Annotated in this window: 15 protein-coding genes; 12 read left to right on the top strand and 3 right to left on the bottom strand. The window is 49.8% G+C overall.

Translation table 11 applies throughout. The features are described 5' to 3' along the window. Window positions 1-2: 2 nt before the first annotated feature. From AC3RCI_RS04665 to AC3RCI_RS04675, 3 genes are read right to left on the bottom strand one after another with little or no spacing between them, the layout of a single operon-like run. Window positions 3-1,166: a Ger(x)C family spore germination protein gene (locus tag AC3RCI_RS04665; RefSeq protein ID WP_492527692.1), complete on the bottom strand. Its 1,164-nt coding sequence runs from the start codon at window positions 1,164-1,166 to the stop codon at window positions 3-5. Then, the gene (locus tag AC3RCI_RS04670; protein ID WP_492527694.1) at window positions 1,163-2,665 is read right to left on the bottom strand and encodes a spore germination protein; all 1,503 of its coding nucleotides are present in this window, start codon (window positions 2,663-2,665) and stop codon (window positions 1,163-1,165) included. The genes AC3RCI_RS04665 and AC3RCI_RS04670 overlap by 4 nt, the downstream gene beginning before the upstream one ends. Further along, on the bottom strand, window positions 2,622-3,758 hold the full coding sequence (locus AC3RCI_RS04675; protein WP_492527696.1) for a GerAB/ArcD/ProY family transporter: 1,137 nt from the start codon (window positions 3,756-3,758) through the stop codon (window positions 2,622-2,624). The genes AC3RCI_RS04670 and AC3RCI_RS04675 overlap by 44 nt, the downstream gene beginning before the upstream one ends. A gap of 277 nt (window positions 3,759-4,035) precedes the next feature. Between AC3RCI_RS04675 and AC3RCI_RS04680 the strand changes: the two genes are divergently transcribed. The 12 genes from AC3RCI_RS04680 to AC3RCI_RS04735 all read left to right on the top strand — a co-directional run bounded on the left by AC3RCI_RS04680 (window position 4,036) and on the right by AC3RCI_RS04735 (window position 21,410). Next, on the top strand, window positions 4,036-6,051 hold the full coding sequence (locus tag AC3RCI_RS04680) for a family 10 glycosylhydrolase (RefSeq protein WP_492527698.1): 2,016 nt from the start codon (window positions 4,036-4,038) through the stop codon (window positions 6,049-6,051). A 4-nt stretch (window positions 6,052-6,055) separates the two neighbouring features. Continuing rightward, window positions 6,056-7,009 carry an ABC transporter permease gene (locus AC3RCI_RS04685; protein WP_095288712.1) on the top strand — a complete coding sequence of 318 codons (954 nt, stop codon included), beginning with the start codon at window positions 6,056-6,058 and terminating at the stop codon, window positions 7,007-7,009. Between the two features lie 39 nt (window positions 7,010-7,048). Next, window positions 7,049-7,930, top strand: a complete 882-nt coding sequence (locus AC3RCI_RS04690; RefSeq protein WP_095288713.1) for a carbohydrate ABC transporter permease — start codon at window positions 7,049-7,051, stop codon at window positions 7,928-7,930. A 77-nt stretch (window positions 7,931-8,007) separates the two neighbouring features. Next, window positions 8,008-9,540, top strand: coding sequence for an extracellular solute-binding protein (locus tag AC3RCI_RS04695; protein ID WP_492527700.1), 1,533 nt, complete (start codon window positions 8,008-8,010; stop codon window positions 9,538-9,540). Window positions 9,541-9,558: 18 nt separating this feature from the next. Next, window positions 9,559-11,640 (top strand): alpha-amylase family protein, encoded by a 2,082-nt coding sequence (locus tag AC3RCI_RS04700; protein ID WP_492527702.1) that lies wholly within the window; start codon window positions 9,559-9,561, stop codon window positions 11,638-11,640. A gap of 57 nt (window positions 11,641-11,697) precedes the next feature. Continuing rightward, window positions 11,698-14,031, top strand: a complete 2,334-nt coding sequence (locus tag AC3RCI_RS04705; protein WP_492527704.1) for a helix-turn-helix domain-containing protein — start codon at window positions 11,698-11,700, stop codon at window positions 14,029-14,031. A gap of 108 nt (window positions 14,032-14,139) precedes the next feature. Then, window positions 14,140-15,033 (top strand): NAD(P)-dependent oxidoreductase, encoded by an 894-nt coding sequence (locus tag AC3RCI_RS04710; RefSeq protein ID WP_336781314.1) that lies wholly within the window; start codon window positions 14,140-14,142, stop codon window positions 15,031-15,033. A 295-nt stretch (window positions 15,034-15,328) separates the two neighbouring features. Then, window positions 15,329-16,072, top strand: coding sequence for a nuclease-related domain-containing protein (locus tag AC3RCI_RS04715; protein WP_336781313.1), 744 nt, complete (start codon window positions 15,329-15,331; stop codon window positions 16,070-16,072). A 275-nt stretch (window positions 16,073-16,347) separates the two neighbouring features. Then, window positions 16,348-17,190: a hypothetical protein gene (locus AC3RCI_RS04720; RefSeq protein ID WP_336781312.1), complete on the top strand. Its 843-nt coding sequence runs from the start codon at window positions 16,348-16,350 to the stop codon at window positions 17,188-17,190. Window positions 17,191-17,372: 182 nt separating this feature from the next. Continuing rightward, the gene (locus AC3RCI_RS04725; RefSeq protein WP_336781311.1) at window positions 17,373-19,154 is read left to right on the top strand and encodes a sensor histidine kinase; all 1,782 of its coding nucleotides are present in this window, start codon (window positions 17,373-17,375) and stop codon (window positions 19,152-19,154) included. Further along, on the top strand, window positions 19,151-20,230 hold the full coding sequence (locus AC3RCI_RS04730; RefSeq protein WP_492527706.1) for a response regulator transcription factor: 1,080 nt from the start codon (window positions 19,151-19,153) through the stop codon (window positions 20,228-20,230). Before AC3RCI_RS04725 ends, AC3RCI_RS04730 begins: the two co-directional genes overlap by 4 nt. Window positions 20,231-20,492: 262 nt before the next feature. Continuing rightward, window positions 20,493-21,410, top strand: a complete 918-nt coding sequence (locus AC3RCI_RS04735) for an ABC transporter permease (protein WP_164764265.1) — start codon at window positions 20,493-20,495, stop codon at window positions 21,408-21,410. Window positions 21,411-21,424 lie beyond the last annotated feature (14 nt).

Genomic DNA, 21,424 nt, shown 5'->3' on the forward strand with positions numbered 1-21,424 from the left:
TGCTATACTCTCCTCTGGAATTTTCCCGTATAGGGAATGGTGATCTTGATGTTCAGGTTCTGAATGGAGTCTTCGGTCAGAATCATCTTCGAGCCATTATTGGATAGCTTACGCCACAGGCCTGGATTTTTGCGGTACAGCTTCTCCTGAAGGCCATACACATCGACTCCGCGCCGCAGCCCCTCACGGTACGTTTGCAAGATCTGATCCTTTAGTGTCTTCTCACTATATTTGACCATTTCATCATAGGAAATGGGGGTGAGATATTCGTACAAGGCGGTTAGGTATTTGGCATCGATATTGAAGTGAACCTCATTCCCCTTAACAACAGGCTTGATCTTAAGATTGGGCAGACCCACACTGAGGACCCCATAGATGGTTCCCTCATTTTCAATCATCAGTGGTGCGCGCCGCAAATCCTTGAGCAGCCAGTGGTATCCTGGAATTTTGGGGCGGGGCAAATATTCGAAGTTATTTACGGTTCTTTCGAAAAAGGCCCCCTCGATCACAAACAGTTCATGTTTCTTTTTGTTCTGCGACCAATGCTCCTTATTCAGTGAAATACATGGCAGATAGGTTGTTGTGGACGGATCGTTATGGGTGGCAATGAGCTTGAAACTGAGCACCGGAGGAAAAAGAGACTCCTCCAGAAAGCTGGGAAGCGGGTTGTGAAGAATGCTGTCCAGCGGCGACATGTTGTAGATGGACGTGGCACTCATTATATTTTCCAAAGGCTCACGAGTGCCATACACCCAAGTGGTATATCTGGATTCGGGGAAGCGTCCGAGCATATCAAACACACCCTTGATATGATTGCTTGTCAGAATGCTCTCGGCCATAACGATTGCCGTCACATGACCCCAGGCAATATGGAGCTGGGCACTCCGGAATAGTTCGTTTATAGCCAGGTTCAATGTTTTGCCCGTTGCATGTCCAACCCATATGGGAGGGGGTTCCTCATTTTTGGTTGAGCTCTCACTCTTGGCTACACTGGCAAAGTCCATGGTCTGCACGTACACGTGATACATCCCGTCTTTATAATCGACGCCGATTGCCTTGGCGTAGTCGACCTGCTGGATCTCATAGGCACTCCAGCACCCGCTGGTCACGAAACACAGAGCAAGACTGAGCAGACCTAACGACCAACGGCGTATCTGCCGTTTCATCGATCATTGCCTTCTTTGCGTGGCTTCTGCGTTTCGAGATACACGGGTCTGCGTTTCATCCAGCCCTTCGGCAGCTTGAATAGGGAAGCGAGGGCCTGTTTGAAATTAAGTGGCGTCAGTGGTGTCAGGTAAGGAATGCCGAATGACTTGAGATCAGTCAGATAGATCAGGAACAGGATAATGGACAGAATGAACCCGTATATGCCAAGGGACGCTCCAAGTACATAACAGAAAAAGCGCAGAATCAGAACCGAACTGGTCATCACCTGATTCACAATCGTTGCCCCGGCGACGACCGTGACGGCAATGACGACAATCATGAGTGGTGAAACCATGCCGGCGCGGATGGCTGAATCCCCGATAATCAGTCCACCAACCACGGTTAGTGTCTGACCAATAGCACTGGGAAGCCGTACCCCTGCCTCCCGGAACAGCTCCATCAGAAGCATGATGAGAAACATTTCTACGCCAGATTCCATTGGCAGCCCCATTCGTCCAACCGAGATCGTGGCAACCAGCGGGAAGGGCAGCTGGTCCATATGAAATGAAGTTAGAGCGATATAGAAACCAGGCAGGAATATGGTCACCAATAATCCGATAAAGCGCAGCATGCGGCCCACATTCACCGGCAAAAAGGGGAAACTGGCATCTTCAGGAGATTTGAGAAGCAGAAACAGATTAACCGGACCGATAATGACACTAGGATTGCCATCCACGATGAGAATAAAGCGGCCATTCAGCAGACATTCTGCTGCAAAGTCGGGCCTGCCGGTGTAGTGGGTGACCGGGAAAAGCGTAATTTTCGAAGGAGAAATTAATTCCTCCAGCTCGTTGGCGGTCATGACTCGTTCCGTATCAATCTTGCGCAGCCGATTCTGGACATCGTCAATCAGATCGGGGTTGGCAATGTTTTTGATATACATAAGAGCCACTTTGGTCACGGAACGTGAACCGACTAATTCGATGTTACAGGCCAGGTCGGCTGTACGCAGACGTGTACGAATCAAGGCGATGTTCACCGATAGCCGTTCGATAAAGCCATCCCTTGATCCGCGGATGGATACCTCAGTGGTGGATTCTTCCGGTGTACGCGTAGGAATACTGGAGATATCCATGCTCCACATCGTCTGAAGGGAAGGAATGCAGATGAGCATATGCCCCTCGAATACCCGAAGGGACATCAGTTCTGCACCCAGCGTATCCTGCAAATCCATACGGGTCCATTGAAGGGTAATGGATCCCTCAATATCCGATGTACGAAGGAAGTGCGTACGCTCGTAAGCGCGCGACAATTCAGGAAGAATAATATCGTATATGGATTTGCTGTCTACCATACCGCTGCAATACACGACAATAATCTGTACGGGAGACTCCCCGATCATGTGACTGCTGATGATGACATCATCCGATCCGGCAAAAAACGTCTTCAGGCTATGTTCATTGATTCGAAAGGGCTCAGCCGGTTGATGGTCCTTCTTGGGTGTGGTTGTGATCGGCATGGGCAGGAGCCTCCTTGTCTTTTTTGTGTATGAGCGCGGCCAGAGTCAACAGGACGGTGACAATGGATACGTAGGCGAGCATCACGGGAAACTGAATGTGGCTCACATAATAGTCGACGTAATCAATTCGCCACCACTGTACGGCTATGAAGCACATGATGAAGGTGATGGACAGTACTGCAATGTACCTCTTTCTCGGCCTCCGAAAATCAAGCAGATCCACAATGAGATAGATGGAGATAGCCACTCTGGCAAAAGAACCACTCAGCCACTGATAGATGGATAGGAAGTCTACGTGCTGGAGCAGTTTTCCGATATTCACCAGTTTCCATTGTTCATAAGGAGTATTTCGCTGTTTGGCCGCTTCCTCCGGACCAAATTCAACAATAGCTCCCAGGGTGGGGCCGACCGCCATGGTAAGCATGAATAATCCCAGCAGCAGTATATGCCACCAACGAATTTTGCCTTTCACATCGTGCTGAAACAGCATCAGGATCCAGATCTCCATCAGCCCTGCGAGTGAATAGATCATGCCTTTCATGACAGGACCGGCACCATATTCCATAATCGGGAACAACTGTCCGTAGTCCTTGTATTTCATATTGGCAGACATTACAAAATACCCGAGCAGAATGACAAAGGGGAGCAGGATGCTAGAAGTCATCGCAATGGAGCGGATTCCTTTGGCAGCAGACCAAGCCGCAACCAACGCGCCCACTCCTGCGAGCACGTAGGGCGGGGTGAATTGCAAATAGGTGGATACCGTCCAGTTCGTTGTCTCATATAAGGTATGTGTGGCAAGTGCGAGCAGCAGAAGAGAGGCTGAAATACGGAAGATCCAGGAAAATACAGCACCGAACTCCCGCGTGATCCAGTCCGTCAGGCGCTGTCCGCGTACCCGGCGAATGATTACGAACATCATACATAAAAAAAGCATGAAAAAAGGCGCAGCAGCCACTACAGATAGCCACCCGTCTCTGCCAGCCTGGTCCAAAATGGCCGGGATAGACAGCACGTGACATACGAGTCCGGCACTGAGCAGAATGATGGAAAAGGACAGCCATATCGTGATTTCATCCTTTTCACGGCTCATGGGAATCCTCCTTTCCGTCCAAGGAAGTTTCCGTTAGCTTGTACAGCATATGGGATTTTGATTCTTCTGGATCTGCTTCTGAAGTAAAACGTTCAAAAGCATAGCAATCAGACAATTTTTGTCTTCCTTTTCGCAGCGTTTGCCATCATACCGCAAATCTTCCCGGGTAGAACGGACATATATTTCCTTCTTCACATCTGCAAAAAATGTCCCTACTGTGCCTGCTGCCCAAGGTATACCGTTAAGGTACATCGCAGACAAGAGGAGGATGATGCGAATGAACTGGTGGTCTTCCAACCGCCTTCGCCTGATTCAAAACAATCTCCGTGAGATTGATGCGGACATGAATGTGGACCTGTTGTTGCAGGAGCTGCAGGAGTTTCAAGCCAATGTGCTGATGATGAATGCGGGAGGGATTTTTGCCTTTTATCCATCTGCACTGGAGCATCAATATGTCACACCTTATCTTCATACCGATTTATTGCAAGAAGCTGTATCGAAGGCCCATGTACTCGGAATGAAGTTTATTGCCCGCTTCGATTTCAGCAAGGCGCACGAATCGCTCTTTGAGGCACATCCGGAATGGTTTTATCGTGATCGTAACGGACAGGAAGTGAACTATTATGGCATTGTGCATACGTGTCTGAATGGGGCGTATCAGCAGGAAAAGTCGATTGAGACGATTACGGAGGTGCTTGAGAAGTATCCGGTGGACGGCATTTTCTTCAATATGTTCGGATACCAGCATTGGGATTATAGCGGCAACCATTATGGACCTTGTTATTGCGACAACTGCAGGCGTCGTTTTCAGGAGACCTGCGGGGCTGAACTGCTGAATTATACGGGGCCGGAGCATGAACTACATCGAACGTATCTTCATTTTCAGGAGGTTACATCCAGGGCGATCCTGGAGAACATTGCAGACCGGGTAAAATCCCGTTGGCCGGATGTGGCCATAAGCACCTACCACCCGCACAGGGTTGACATCATTCGCAAGGAATCGAATACATCGCTAACCCGAAGCTTGCCTTTATGGGAGTATTCCGCCTCAGAGAATGTGGCCTCCGTAGTGAGCAGCTGGGACGATAAAATAGTTAGCAATTGCAGCATCAATGCCATAGATCTGACCTATCGATTCACCGGAGTGTCACCCTTTGAGACAGAAGTAAGGTTATATCAGAACATTGCCAGCGGCTCCGGACTTGATTTCTGTATTATAGGAGCTTTCGAGGGATATCCGGATCGGAAGAACTTTGAATTAGCCCGGGAGATTTTCCGGTATCATGCAGCACATGAACATATCTATGGAAGTCTTGCTTCCATGGCTGAAGTCATTTTGATTAAACCAAAGGCACCAGAGGCAGGGACTGAATATTTGGGTCTGTTCAAAATGTTAAAAGAAGCCCATGTCCTGTTCGATGTCATTGTAGAAGACCGGATTACCGCCATGGCACATAAGCTGGCCGCAGTGAAAGCAGTCATCTTGCCTGGTTTGCAAAGGCCTCACATCGATACCAAGGAAACGCTGGCCAAATTGCTCAGCCAAGGCGTTGCTCTGCTTGCTACAGGAAATGCCTTAAGAGAGGATGCAGATGCATTATCAGACTGGTTCGGAGCTGTGCATACAGGGAATACCAACTTGCTTCCCTCTGCCTATCTTCAAGTGGCCGATGCCGATCACTTCCCCAGCTTGAAGGACCGGGAATGGATCACGGTTAGCTGTAGTTTTGATCACGTGAAATTTGACCCTTCGAATACCGAATGCTGCATGCCCTATATTGAACCTGCATCTTTTGGCCCGCCGGAACGGGCGTATGGACACCAAGTGGGCGAAAGTTACGGACTGGGGATCTCCCATCCGGCAAATGGTGGTACAGCCGCCTATTACACATGGAACCCGGGCGTTCTGTATTACAGACACGGCTTCGAAGACCACAAACATGCCGTGATGGATGTTCTGGCCCGGTTAACCGGGGAGAACCTGGTGAAGAACGATCTGCCTTCCAGTACGGAGTTATTCCTGAATCGGACAGAACAAGGGCATGTGCTTCTCCAGCTCCTGAACTTGTCCGGCTTCAACGGAACGACATACATGGAAGCGATACCGCTATACAATCGCACGATTGAGTTTCGCGATATAGGAGTACCTATTCGGGCGTACTCATTACATTCGACGGAGACCCTTCCCATCCAGGCCGAGGGAAATAAAGTCAGACTAACCATTCCCGAACTAAAGCGGTATGAAGCCATTGTAATGGAGATGGACCATGCCCCGAAGAAAGAGGTGACGTAACCGAATGAAACCCCAGATAACGACGGTGAATCGTGCCACGGGCAAGCTGCAATCGGGCAGCCTTCTGTCACGAATGTATAAACACCGGATGATCTATTTGCTTATTTTGCCGGGGCTGCTGTATTTCCTGCTGTTCAAGATTGTACCTCTCTGGGGACTGCTGCTGGCTTTTCAGGATTACAATCCGTTCCTCGGTTTTACGGGAAGTGAATGGGTGGGATTCAAGCATTTTAATGAGCTGTTTGCCAGCTCCAACTTCTACATTATGCTGCGTAATACGCTCGCCATTAATCTGATCGCACTGGTATTCCATTTCCCGCTGCCGATTCTGCTGGCTCTCATGTTGAACGAAATTCGGCATGAGACGTTTAAACGCATCAACCAGTCGATTGTGTACTTACCGCACTTTCTGTCATGGGTCGTCGTTGCCAGCATGACGTTTTTTCTTCTCTCCACGGACGTCGGCATTGTGAACAAGCTGATTGCACAGAGCGGGAAGGATACGATTTCGTTTCTATCGGAACCGAATTATTTCTGGGGGCTGCTTACGGCTCAGAGCATGTGGAAGGAAGCCGGCTGGGGAACGATCATTTTCCTCGCGGCCATGGCGGGAGTGGACCCTCAGCGGTATGAGGCTGCCGTTGTTGACGGAGCCGGACGTTTCCGGCAAATCTGGCATATTACGCTGCCTGCCATCCGGCCGACCATTATCATTTTGCTGATCCTGCGCCTCGGCAGTATGGCCGATACCGGATTTGAACAAATTTTGCTGATGATGAATCCGCTCGTTCGTTCAGTTGGAGAGGTATTTGATACGTATTCCTATACGTACGGGATATTGCAAGGCAAGATCAGCATTGGGGTTACCGTGGGGCTGTTCAAGGGACTGGTTGGATTGTTCCTGATTGTGGCAGCCAACAAAATTGTAAGAAGACTTGGACATGAAGGCATCTATTAATCCCATGGGTTGGTGGTCTGTCAGAAAGGAGGATAGGTTATGAGCTTTGTTGTGCAGAAAAAAGGGCTCACGCTCTTTGACTGGATTAATTACAGTCTGGTTGCTTTGATCTCGCTGGCATGTATATTCCCGTTCTTATATGTCTTCAGCGTTTCGTTTACCGATCCGAAGGTGTATGTGCCGCTCAAGTTTTATCTGTTCCCGGAGAAGTGGTCGCTGGAATCCTACCGGTATATTTTATCAACCAACAGTTTTATCAATGCGTTTAAAAGCACGTTGTTTATTACCGTTGTAGGCACCATACTGAATATTATCGTATCCTTCACCATGGCTTATGGGTTAACCAAACGCTCTCTGCCCGGGCATAAGTGGATTATGGGATTGGTTATTTTCACTTTGGTGTTCAGTGCAGGGATTATTCCGAATTACTTGCTCGTGAAGGAGCTGGGACTGCTGAACTCCTATTGGTCCATGATTTTGCCTGGACTAACGAATGCCTGGAGCCTCATTGTGATCAAAAGCTTTCTGGAATCGCTGCCTTCGGAGCTGGAGGATGCCGCACAGATCGATGGATGCAGTGATCTCACGGCATTTTTCCGGATTATTGTACCGTTATCCATGCCAGCGATCGCCACGTTTACATTATTTTTCGCGGTAGGACACTGGAATGCGTATTTTAATGCATTGATCTATTTATCCGATTCAAGCAAATGGACGCTGCAGCTGCTCATCAAGACGCTCGTCATCGATTCGAACTCCGTCGCCGTAGCTCAGGCAGGAGCAAGTGATGAAAGCGTCGTTCCGCAGGAGACCATTCGAATGGCGTCAATTGTACTCGCGATGGTGCCGATCCTGATCGTGTATCCATTTTTGCAAAAGCATTTTGCCAAAGGGGTCATGATTGGCTCCGTCAAAGGTTGAACGCCGATGAAGTTAAATCGTGCTTTATGTATAAATGCAAACGCTTACCAATGCTAACGACGAGGGAGATGGATCGAATGAACAAGGGGAATAGACGATGGACGACATGGCTCTGCATGTTTCTGGCAGTCACCATGCTGGCGGCATGTACGGGGAACAGTGGTTCAGGTGAGACAGCAGGCAGCACAAATAGCGGAGAATCCGGTGGAGACCAGCCGCTGGACATCAAGATGTTTGCCGGATTGTACAATGAAATTCCCGATATGAACAACGAATACTGGACCGAATGGGAGAAGCGCACCAACGCCAAACTCGATATTGAATGGGTGCCTTCAGGCGATCTGGATACAAAGCTGGATTTGCTGCTCGCCTCCGGCGATCTGCCAGAAGTAGTGGCCTACCAGAATCAGATTCGCCCCACGCTGATTACCGCGATCAAGAACGGTGCGTTCTGGGATTTGGCTCCGTTCCTAGGAGATCTCAGTGAATATCCGAACCTGAAGGAGAATCTGGCGCCGGATGCGCTCAAATACCTGTCGGTGGATGGAGGCATTTACGCCGTTCCACGCTCCCGTTCCCGGGTTGATGGCGGACTGAAAATTCGGGAGGATTGGCTGAAGCAGCTGAATCTGCCGATTCCCAAAACGTTCGAGGAATATAGAGAAGCCCTGAAGAAAATCGTGGACAGTGATATGGATGGGAACGGCAAGAAAGACACAGTTGGCCTGTTATTCGTCAACAACCCACCTGCCATGTTCCAAGCCGGATTCGGGGCGTATAACCCAACCTATGATAACGATGGCGGGCTGATGAGCCCTGGTTTAACACCACAATATGTGGAGATGGTCGAGTGGTTTCGGGAACTGTACGCCGATGGGCTGCTGTCCAAGGAATATGCCGTCATGAAGGAGAGTCAGGCTGAAGAACTATTTAAGACCAACCGGGCGGCTTCTTACGGACGTCCGATCTGGTGGGATCATGAGTGGGAGCAGGCTATGAAAAAATCAGGGCAGCCTGACGCCAAAATTCTGAACTTGTCTCTGACAGGTCCTCATGGAGATGCAGCGGTCGGTCTGGAGACCGGAGTCGCGGGTGGATTCTACATTTCCAAGAAGGTGCCTGAAGAGAAGGTGAAGCAGCTCCTGAAGTATTTTGATCTGACTGCTTCCCAGGAAATGACGGACTTTGCCTACTATGGCATCGAGGGTACGCACTATACGGAACAGGATGGTCAGAAAGTGCTGACGGAGCAAGGCGTCAAGGAAGTGAACACAACGAGTAAAGGAGCAGGTGTGCTCGCCTATGCCAAGTGGGGCAAGGTCATTAGTGCTTCCGGAGACAAAGCCTATAATGACGCCAAAATCAAGGAAGTTGAGAATTTCGACGAGATTGGGAAGATCGACTTCTACCGGGTGATTACCTCAGAGGCCTGGAGAGAGACATGGCCCAAATATGGAGACGAATACAGTTCTATGATGACCCGAACGATTGTAGGGCAGATCAGTGTCGAAGAATTCAGAGCCTATGTAGACAAGTTGAACAGCCAGCCGGACATCAAGCAGGCCTATCAGGAAATGGCCAAGGCTTATGAGCAGTTTAATCAACAATAACGAGGTAAAGGAGAAGCGATGAAGACTCCCATACTGAGCGATAAGGAACAACGACCCTGGTGGCAGCAGCCGCTGCGCATCATTCAACCTAACATGCAGGTGAAGGATACCGAGAAGATTGATCCCGAACGGCTTGCGGACCAAATGATCGAGATGGGTGCCAATGCCATGGTGTTTAATGTGGGTGGAATCTATGCCTGGTACCGATCGAATGTCGCATTTCATGTCCAAAATGAATACTTGCCCCGCGGCAGCGATCTGCTGCGGGATATGATCCAGAGCTGTCATCAGCGGGGGATTCGCTTTATTGCCCGCTTCGATTTCAGCAAGGCAGAGGACTCCGTTTATTTGCAGAAGCCCCAGTGGTTTGTCCGCAAGGAAGGGGGGCAGCCCGATATTATCGGTGCCACTAGGCCGGGGGCCTGGCCTCTGTTAATGTCGACCTGCATTAACGGGGGCTACCGCAACGAAGAACTGGCGGTTCCTGTAATCCGGGAAGCACTGGAACGTTATGAGATTGACGGTGTCTTCTTCAACGCACCCGGATATGTATACTGCCAATGCTCGCATTGTCATAAGAAATACAAGGGATTGTATGGGACAGAGCTGCCGAGTACTTCAGCAGAGCTGGCGTCTGATTTTGCAGCCCGCTGCTTCGATGATAATCTGGGCCGGATGTATCAGGAGATCAAGGCTGTTCGGCCTGAGGTACCGATGATTCTGTACTACAATCTGCATCGGGATAATCTGGAGAAACGGGTGTCCATCACCGACATGCTCTGTACTGAACCGCAGGATGTGTTGTCACTGGGGCATACCCGTATCCCGGAATTCTGGCAGCCTGCGCTCAGTATCAAGGTGGGGCGTTCCGTTCCGGGTCGCCCTGATCCCTTCGGCATTGTACATTCTTGCCCCGGCATGGACTGGCGGCATACCGGGCTTCCGCCTGCCGAATACCGCTTCTGGCTCTCGCAAATTCCGGCCAACGGCGGTCAGCTCTGGCATTCATTAACCGGAATCCCGGATACGATTACGGATAAGCGGATTTTGCGAACCGTGACAGAGGTCAACAGGGATGCCGCGAAGCTTGCTTCCCATATGGACGGCGCACAACCAATGAACCAGGTGGCGCTCATGTGGAGTGCCAATCGTTCAGCAGAGGGCTTGGCGGAGGCGCTCATCCATAAGCATATTCCCTTCGATGTGATTCTGCCTGAACAGGTGGCCAGCGTGAACCTAAACCAGTATCCGGTCGTTATTTTGCCTGAAGGATTCGCACATTCGTCCCATTTTATAGATTTGCTTCGCGATTATGTGAGTCAGGGAGGCAGCCTTATCGCAGAGGGAGAGCTGCCGAAGATGGAAGCTCTGACGAATTCGATGCTGATGGACCTGTTTGGTATTTCCGGGGAAATGCAGGAAAGTGAGTATTTGGCTGCATCCTATCTGCGGTTTGAACAGATATCTATCACAGGAAATGAAGGGAATCCACTGCAGCGGAAGCTGGAGGAAACGGAACTTATACCGCATCGAGACAAGGTAATGTACTGTCAGCCCAGGGATACGGATGTGCAGGTGTTGGCAACGTTAGTTCCTCCGTTTTCCCCATTGGAAAGTGTCGGGGCTCCTCCCGAACGGGCTTCACTGGCTGTGAAGCAGACCGATCTTCCTCTGGCACTGTTACGGACCTTGGGAACAGGGCAGACATTATATTTTCCATTTTCGCTTAGCGGTCTGATACAAGAATTCAAATTGGAGGAACATTTCCGGTTGTTTGCCAATGCCGTTCATATGCTGCTGAAGGATAGAGCTCTGGTATCGATCACGGAAGCACCAGGATTACAGCTGACTGTTTTCCGCAAGGATAACGACCTGCTGATTCATCTGGTGAACGGGGCAGGTCGCAGACCGCTGTCATCGGTGCTCCCCATACATGATATTGAGATTACAGTTCATTCAGGGGAGGATCATTCTGCAGGGGACGCTGAAGCGTTAATCGCAGGAACGAAGCTGAGGACAGAGCGTACTGGAAATAAACTAAAAATTAGAGTCCCCACGCTGGACGTTTGGGAGTGTATCCGGGTACCTCTCTTGATATAATGAACCCGAACAGAGACAAGCGAAAATGAGCCTAAGGCAGCATACGGGGGTGATTCCATGAGGCGGGCAATGCAAACCATCCAATCAGCGCTGGACCGCTGGTTCGCAACGAATGGTTATCTGAAAAGACTGATCTGGTTGGGCTGCATGTCGGTGGTCATCCCGGTGGTGCTTGCCGGAAGCGCGTACTATCATTTCTCGATGATCAAACTGACCGAACAATTCCAGGATAACAATATGGCCTCATTGAACTTGCTCAAAGACAGGGTGGAGAATATTCTGACCAATATTGAGCATGAATCCATGCAGCTTGCTAGTGGCCCATTGATGCGAAATGCATTAGGCAGTGCTCATTATGAGAGCGATTACTTTCTCCATCTGGATCTGCTCGATCTGTTTCAGCTCCACAAAAACACCAATAATCTAATTGAAGAAATGATCTATTATGATGCTAAAACAGATATGGTTCTGTCCCATTATTACGGATTGGTCTCGCTGGCAGATTACAAGGAGAAGCAGGACATGGAGACGGCTCTGAAAGGCCAGGCAGCTGCTGGCTGGAGCTACCTTCCCCAGTCCGGAGAAGCGGGCTATATCTCCTATGTGAGGCAAGTGCCAGTCATGGGACAGGGAGAACCGCGCGGAGTGGTCATTCTCCAAGTGAAGGAACAGGAGCTGCGGAGTTTGCTGCGCAGCTATTCTGTTAGTCTGGAAGACCAGTCCCTCGCCATTCTTAATGCAGATCAGCAAATTATTTTGCACACGGACGGCCCTAGAGAGATTGGCAAACGGGCAGCGGAGGACGAGGTGCTGCAGCAGATCGCATATGCAGAAGGCAGAGAACGCTCGGGCCATGAGGTACTGAAGGGAGAGCATGGGAATGAGCTTGTGGCATATGCCTCGGCATCCATGGGGAGGACCTATATATCCCAGCTCCCTGAGCAGGAGATGATTGCCCAGTTGAATTGGATCAAGGTGCTCATCCTGATCTCGGTGTCCATCTTCGTGTTGGTCGGTATGCTGCTCACCTGGTTCAGCTCACGGCTGGCGTACAACCCTATTCAGCAGCTGCTGCGATATGGAGAGCACTTGCGCAGGAATGGGCAGGAAACAGCTCCGCAGGGGAATGAAATCGAATATATCCGGTCTTCGCTCAGCTATCTCAATGAACAGACCGAAACCCTGAATCGGTATATAGAGGGCATACAGCCAGATCTCCGCGATCGTTTTTTGCAGAGATTACTGCAATCCAGCGGTTCATGGACCAGCAGCAGGTTGGAAGAAGAATGTGCCAGACACGACTTCCGGACAGAGGGACAATTTTTGGTGTTGGTCGTCAAAGTGGAAAATCTAGTCAAGAAGAAACGATTTTTACCCAGTGAAGGCCCAGTCATTGTATTTGCCCTGAGAAACGTCATGGACGAACTGCTCAGCCAAAACACGGATCTGACGGGGTATGTTGTAGACAAAAATGATAGTGATTCGGTGGCTATCCTGCACTTCGATTCAGAGATTTCTCCTCGTGAAGCGAGGCAGAGGGTATGCAGCTATGCAGAGAAGATTCATCATGCACTGGATAAGTACCTGTCTTTCTCGGCAACGGTGGGCGTAGGGCGTCCGGGTCAACTTCATGGGATCGCAGAGTCCTTTCGGGAAGCGCAGCTCGCCCTGCAGTATCGGCTATTTGATGATGCCGAGAACGTTTTGTTCTATGAAGATATTCTGGCCACCCAGCGTAATCCGGTCTTCATGTATCCCCGGGAGATCGAAGAGGAAATTCTTGAATCACTATGGAACGGAACGCTTACGCATGCGGAGGATGCGCTGCATCGGTTTTCCAAGAAAGTGCGTGCTTCCGAGTCCTATACGGTTATGATTCAGGGATATCACATGCTGCTCTCGGCCATTATTCAATCCATGGAGACGAAGGGTCCCGGTATGCTCGAACGACTGGGCAGCAACCTGTTTGATCAGCTGCAGGAGAATCAAACATCGAAGGAGATGCACGACTGGTTTATCGGTGTGCTGTTTCCATTATGCATTGAGGCGAGTCAGGATCTTCGCACCAATTCATCCCGCCTGATGGTTCAGCGGGTCTGCGAGCATCTGAGCAGCCATCCCGAAGGAATGCAGTCACTATCGGATTGTGCAGAACTCGTGAATGTCAGTCCTTCCTATCTAAGCAGGCTCTTCAAGAAGGAAATGGGGGTGTCCTTTATCGAATACCTAATGAATCTGAAGGTGCAAAAAGCGAAGCAATTGTTGAAGGATACCGATTGCACCATTACGGAAATTGCCGAACAGGTGGGATATTCGGAACGCAATCTGAACAGGGCCTTTCAACGGTTTGTTCAGATGTCGCCCAATCAGTATCGAATGTCCGTCCGCTAGATTTCATGTAAATGATAGACGGCGGCGTACGAAAGCTATAACATACAGATATAGCAATCCAAGACAAGCACCTCATCAAACCATAGAGAAACAAGGAGGAAACCTACGATGACAAATACGACGAAGGCACCTGGAGAGACGAAAGTTGGCTTTATCGGTACAGGCGTTATGGGGAAAAGCATGGCAGGTCACATCCAGAAAGCGGGCTACCCGCTGCATGTGTATACCCGCACAGCCGCCAAAGCGGAAGCGTTGGTGAATGAAGGGGCCGTTTGGCACGATACACCAGGCAAACTTGCGGCTGAGTGTGATGTCATCATCACCATGGTAGGATATCCGAAGGATGTAGAGGAGATTTATCTTGGCGAGGACGGTCTTGTGGCCAATGCCAAACCGGGTTCAACCCTGATTGATATGACGACATCCAGTCCCATGCTGGCTGCTCGCATCTTCGAGGCGGCAGAAGCCAAGGGGCTGCATGCATTGGATGCACCCGTATCGGGTGGAGATATTGGCGCACGCGATGGCAAGCTGTCCATCATGGTTGGTGGCACCCCGGAAGCATTCGAAGCAGTACGACCGCTGTTCGAGTGTATGGGCACCAACATTGTATTGCAGGGCAAGGCGGGTTCCGGTCAACATACCAAAATGTGCAACCAGATTGCCATTGCATCCGGCATGATGGGCGTATGCGAAGCACTCGCCTATGCCAAGAGTTCGGGGCTTGACGCGGAGAACGTGCTGAAGAGCATTGCTACCGGGGCAGCCGGAAGCTGGTCGCTGAGCAATCTCGGTCCGCGCATGATCGCAGGCGATTTCGAGCCTGGATTCTATGTGAAACATTTTATCAAAGACATGGGAATCGCCCTCGAATCGGCCAAGGCCATGGGCATGAAGACGCCAGGGCTGGCACTGGCTGAATCCCTGTACCAGGAAATATCCAGAAACGGTCTGGATGAGAAGGGCACGCAGGTGCTCTATACGTACTATCTTGAGGCATAAATAGCGTTTGTGGTAAGCGGCAGCGTGTTCTTTTTCTTACATGGAAAGGGATGCGCTGTTTTTTTAGAATTTTCAATGGATCGCATGTGTCTAAAGTCACGATATTGGTTAAATATTTTCGTATACTTTGGTTTGTGTAAGGAAATTAGGCCTGATGACCTTTATTTTTACCCGTCTTCATCCGACATAAGTAATAGAAGTTTACATAATGGAAGTCCAAAGTTCTTGTTATGTTGTTCAATTGTTGTAACCGATCACCTGTAACTCACACTAAATTTTAGAACGGAGCTTGCCCATGTTCAAAAAAATCCTGTCTCTGTTCAAGACACAGCCAGAGCTTGCGAGTTCAATTACGGCTTCGGCCCCCGCAATCCCGGATACGAGCCCTGCACCTGCCCGAATGACGCGGAGCAGACGCAAACCCAAATCCAAATCCAAACATGAACCCGCCTGGATCAGCGAGCCGGAAGAACCGACAACAGCAGAACGACTGTACAGTCTCCCGGGACAATATAAAGTTTTGAGTGATCTGCTCGTGGCCAATCCCAAATCCCGTTCAGGCTATTCTCAGATTGATCATGTTGTTATTGGTCCGCGGGGGATCTTCGTCATCGAGACCCGTAACCTCACAACAGGCGAGATTCGGGGTGGGCGCAGAGAAGCCAACTGGACGGTCAGTACCAGTCGCATTAAGATGTATAATCCGCTGATGCAGCATCGGGGTCATGTTGAGGCGGTTCATGCACACCTCGGAGATTATAAGCGCATCCGCATGATTTCCATGGTGACCTTCACCAATCGCTGCCGGATCAGTGTCGATCCTGCGGTACGGTATGTGAATTCCGATGAATTGGTGATATATGATCATGAATTGGTTGAGACCATTCTGCGCAAAACGGAAAGACTCGAAGCAGAAGTGCCTGAAACGTTGTTTAAGGAGCAGGATATCCAGGCTATTTATTCCCTGCTGTCGTCAGCCAATTGCACAGAGCCTCAGACCCGGGCGGAACATATCGAGAAGGCTAAGGGGATTAAATAGCGTATAGATAGGTTTCTTGCAGACACTGTTGTCCTTCGGGATGACAGTGTTTTTTGTACTTTTGTCGGGGGCATCCAGTCATGACAGCTCAAGGAGACAGGTATATCGTCGTATACACCCAGAATTTAACTTATGTTAGAATGTAGACCAATACTTACCTGTGAATACGGCATGTTATGCGAAGATAGATCATATGGAGAATAGGAGTTCAATCGTACATGCCATGGTTAATGTAGATTAGAGATGCATACATAAGATAAGGGGAAGATTATACCATGAGATGGATACAACCAATTCGGATGTTTACCGTGATCTTCAGCTTGGCTGCGGTTTTATCCGCATGCGGTGGCGGGGCCAAGGAAGGTGCCAGCCCAGAGCCTGCCCAAGAGGCAGCTGAAGCGACATCAACAGAGCCGTCAGGTGCAGATACGGCAATAGAGGGTAGTGAGAGCAATGCGGCGGAACCAGCCTCGAATGCTACGGAGACGTTGAAAGAGCTGCAGGATCAATACGCTGACAAGCTGGGCTATATCCGCATTCCGCTGGACGACCATCCGGTTCGCCGGGTTAGTGAGGAAGGGTCCAAGAATATTAACGTTGCCAATTACAGCGATACTGTTGTGGATATGAATGCGGAGGTTCCGATTCATGCCAATACACAGCGTTTAATCGATGACGCCTTTCCTTTCTTTACAACTGTACAGGCTCCTGACGTGACCTATATCACTTGGGATGAAGCTACGAACCTGGAACGGGCCATGGTCAAGACGCTGTTTATTTCTCGTGAAGGTCTGCTGATTACGGAAGATGCGATGAATAACAAGGATTACAGCAGCCAATCGTTTCAGGATTCCATGGATTTCTTCAGAGTTACCGCAAAATTCGAATCCATGGCTCCGGTGGCACAGCATCCATATGACATTACGTTAAGCGAACTCTACGACAAGGCCCGCAAGTCATGGGGGGAGCTGGCAGCAATGGACCCCAAGCAGGATGAGGCAGCGTTTGCCGAGAAGTACCAAACGGCGAGAAGCGATGCCAATAATGCCATGGGACTGCTTAACATTTTGCTGTCCACGAATGAGGAAGAGCGTATGGAGCAGACATACGGAAAGTAGAATGAAAACGGAGATTTGAAACAACTCTGACCGTCTTGGATGGTCAGGGTTTTTCTGTTTTTTTGAACATGGGTGTGATATGTTTTTAAGCATAAGACGGGGACGGGATAAGGGTGAGGTGCGTGTGCAGAATATGGTGGGATAACTTTTGTAAACGCTTTAAATTTAGGACGAAATTAATTTTGTTTTTGTCGGCAGCAACGGTATTCATCTCGGGAATGACAGGGCTGATCACATATCGCATCCATATTGCCCTATTCAATGAAGAAGTCAGTCGTCAGTATAGTCTTACGGCAGAACAGGTTCTGGCAAGGCTGGATTCGCGGGTCAACGACATGTACAAGGTCACGGATTACATCACACTCAATCCTTCCGTGAAAAATGCCATTAAGGCACAGACTGCAGGCATCTCGTCCTACGATCAGATGAAGCTTGAGGATGAACTGGATGATCAGTTGTACCAGGTAAGGCTGGATGCACCGGAGATCATGGGACTTCGCATTTATGATCTGAAGGGAAATATATTTAATCTGGGCGCCTTTGCCGGCTCGTTTCAACAGATGAATCCTTCCTACTTGGCCGAGATGGTTCATAAGCTGGAAGGGACGGGCGGTCAATATGTGTGGAATCGTCTGGGGCCGGATGCTTTCCTGCAGGAAGAGCAGTCGAATTGGATATTGGCTGGACGATTAATGCGATCAGTTGATCTGGAAACGTACGGAGTGATGTTGATCCTGTTTAACACCTCGCTGTTTGAGACGTATCTCAAGGACCTGCGATTGAACGAGGAAGTTGCTGTTGATCTGTTTGATGCGGAAGGGCACCTGCTATATGCGTTTCATAAACCGAATATAGACCCGCCACCGCTTACACAGCTAAACCTGGGGGCAACCGAAATCAGGGACGAGCAGGGATACACTCATTTGTATACCAAACAAACCTCGGATAAGGCACGCTTCACACTGGTGAGCAAGGTATCCCTCGCTCAGATTCAGAACAAGGGGAAGCTCATCCTGCAAGTCGCCGTGTTCTCTGCCGCAGCCAGCATACTATGCTCATGGTTCATCATCACGATCATTAGCGGCAGATTGCTGCGTCCGCTGGCCAGCCTGGTCAATGCGATGAAAAGAGTGCGCGATGGCCGGTTCGATACTAGGGTCCGAATTGAGACGCGGGATGAGCTGGGCTTCATCGGTGAACGGTTCAATGCAATGGCTTCACGGATTGATACGCTCATTCATCAGGTGTACGAGCGGGAACTCAGTGAAAAGGAAGCCGAGCTCAAAGCCATTCAGGCGCAGTTGAACCCTCATTTTCTATATAACACACTAAGCATGTTTTTCTGGAAATTCTATATGCTGGGCGATGAGAAATCCGCTCGTCTCGTTACGGCCCTGTCTGAAATGCTGCAGTACACATTGGAACCCGTGCAGCGATTGACGACTCTCCAGGATGAGATGACGCAAATCGATCATTATCTGCAAATTCAACAGGCCAGATATCAGGAAGCATTATCCGTAGAAATTTCAATTCCTGCGGAGCTGCTTCGCTGTCAGGTGATCCGATTGCTGCTTCAGCCTATCGTCGAGAATGTGTTTGTCCATGCCTTCTCAGACAAGAGGGATAATCGCCGTTTGCAAATTCGTGGTTTGCAGCAGCCAGGACATGAGACGGAGAAGGAAGCGGACATGCTCATTATTGAAATCGTAGATAACGGCTGCGGCATGGATGCAGCAGTCATTGAACGAATAATGAAGCCAGTTCCACCTGCGGAAGAGGAACGTCAGCATATTGGTATTCGAAGTGTACTCCGAAGAATCGAACTGATTCACGGGGAGCCTTATGGCGTACAGATCGAGTCAGCTGTGGGTGAAGGGACGCTTGTACGCCTTCGTTTACCCTATCAGATCGGAGCAGGAACCACGCCCAGGAATGCGGATGATAGAGAGGAGCAGGTGCTGTGAATGGACGAATGCTTGTAGTCGATGATGAAGCGTTATTCCGTCAGGGGCTAATTCATCTGGTTCGGAACAACCCTCTTGGATGGGAGGTTGTGGGAGAAGCTGCTGATGGAGAAGAAGCGATTCAGGCGGTGCACAGCTGTACGCCTGATCTGATAATTACGGATATTAGCATGCCTGTAATGGATGGTCTGGACTTGGCTGAACGCATACATGAGAGCGGGCGGGATATCATGATTATCATTTTGACAGGATATCGTGAATTTGAATATGCACAGCGTGCCATCCGCTATGGAGCCATTGAATTTTTGCTCAAGCCGTTCTCCCTCGATGAAGCATGCAAGGTGCTGCGCAAGGCACATGAACGGTATCGCCGGAAGCAGTCGGACATTCGAATCAGGGAGCAATACCACCAGGTGGACCGTACCGAGAGATGGCGCGAAGAACTGGCTTCACTGCTGCTCCATCAGCAATTTGAGGAGATGAACAATTGGGTGGAGGGCCTGCTGGAGGAAGCCGCCCGAATGCCACTGCCCCAATGCAAATCCGAGATCCACTTGCTTATGAAGGTCTTGACGGACATGCTCGCACAGCAGCTTCAGCCACAGGAGTCCGGGGGACTGGACACATTCGGTCCAGATCCGCTGCTGTGGATTCATACCGTGCCCGAAGTCATTGCATGGGCTCGCTCGAAGAGTGAAGAGTGGATGGATATGATGATGCGCCTGACCCGGGAACAGCAGGATCATGTGATCACACGTGTCATCCGGTATATTGAGATGAATTACGCCGGAAGCTGCACGCTGCAGGCCGCTGCTGTTCATGTACATGTGACGCCAAACTACTTGAGTCATTTGTTCAAAAAGGAGACCGGACAGGGCTTCAGCCAGTATGTCAGCAAACGCCGGATCGAAAAAGCGAAGCTGCTGCTGCACAGCACCCGGCAGAGCATGGCCGATATAGCAGAACAGACAGGCTTCGATAACTCAAGCTATTTCACTACCGTATTCAAACAGGCGACTGGATTGTCTCCTCGCGAATATCGTAAGCAGGGAGCTGCTGGAGATCACCACGAGTAGCACCTGTTCTTTATGTGTTTTACAGCCAAGATCAGATCATTAGGAATCTGTATGCATACAGCCCCGTTTCCTAGGACAACCCCACCATGTGGGGTTATTTTGCGTAGATATTTTAAAAAGGATCGTTAAATAACAAATGTTTACGCTTACATTTTTATCTAAAATACAGCTATAGCACATCAGCAGCAGAGAGGAGTGATGAAAAATGAAGGGGGAGCTGGCCGCTGGAACACCGTCAGGAATACAACCACCAAATCATGAAATGAAGCATCGAATCAGGCAGCAGCGGCTGAGACGGTTCAAGACCAATATTCCGTTAATCCTGATGTTTATTCCGGTGATCCTGTTTTACCTGACCTTTCGTTATGCACCCATTGGAGGACTGGTCATGGCCTTCAAGGACTATAACTTCTATGACGGGCTCTGGCATAGTCCATGGGTAGGCTTTCAACATTTCCAGACGCTGTTCAGCGATCCGCGCACGGTGGAGATCATCCGTAACACTTTGTTCCTCAGTTTGTTAAGCATCATTGTAGGATTTCCCATTCCGATTATCCTGGCCATTATGCTCAATGAAGTGAGAAACATGGCCTTCAAGCGGACGGTGCAGACCGTAGTCTACATGCCGCACTTCTTTTCCTGGGTCATTATTGCGATGATGATCATGACGGTTTTCTCTTTGGAGAACGGGATCGTAAACCGCTGGGTCGAGGCTTGGACAGGTGAACCTTACCCGTTTATGTACAACAAGGGCTCCTGGATTGCGGTGTTCGTCGGATCAGGCATCTGGAAGGACATGGGCTTCAATGCCATCATTTTTCTGGCTGCATTAACGACCATTGATCCGAGCCAGTACGAGGCTGCACAGATGGATGGGGCGAGCAAAATGCGTCAGATCTGGCATGTGACCCTTCCGGGCATACGCTCGACAATTATTCTTCTGCTCATTCTGTCGATGGGGCGGGTGATGGAGGTTGGCTTCGACCAGGTCTATATGCTCCAGAATTCCAATGTCAACGAGGTTGCTGATGTCATCAGTACGTATATTTATCGCACGGGTCTTCAGGGGGCACAGTTCAGCCTGACGACAGCGATGGGATTGTTCGAATCCCTGGTGGCCTTTATTCTCATCTTTTGTGCGAACTATATTGCACGTCGATTCAACGAAGGTTTGTGGTAGGGAGGGAGAACAGC

This window comes from Paenibacillus sp. MT124 (assembly GCF_058792755.1).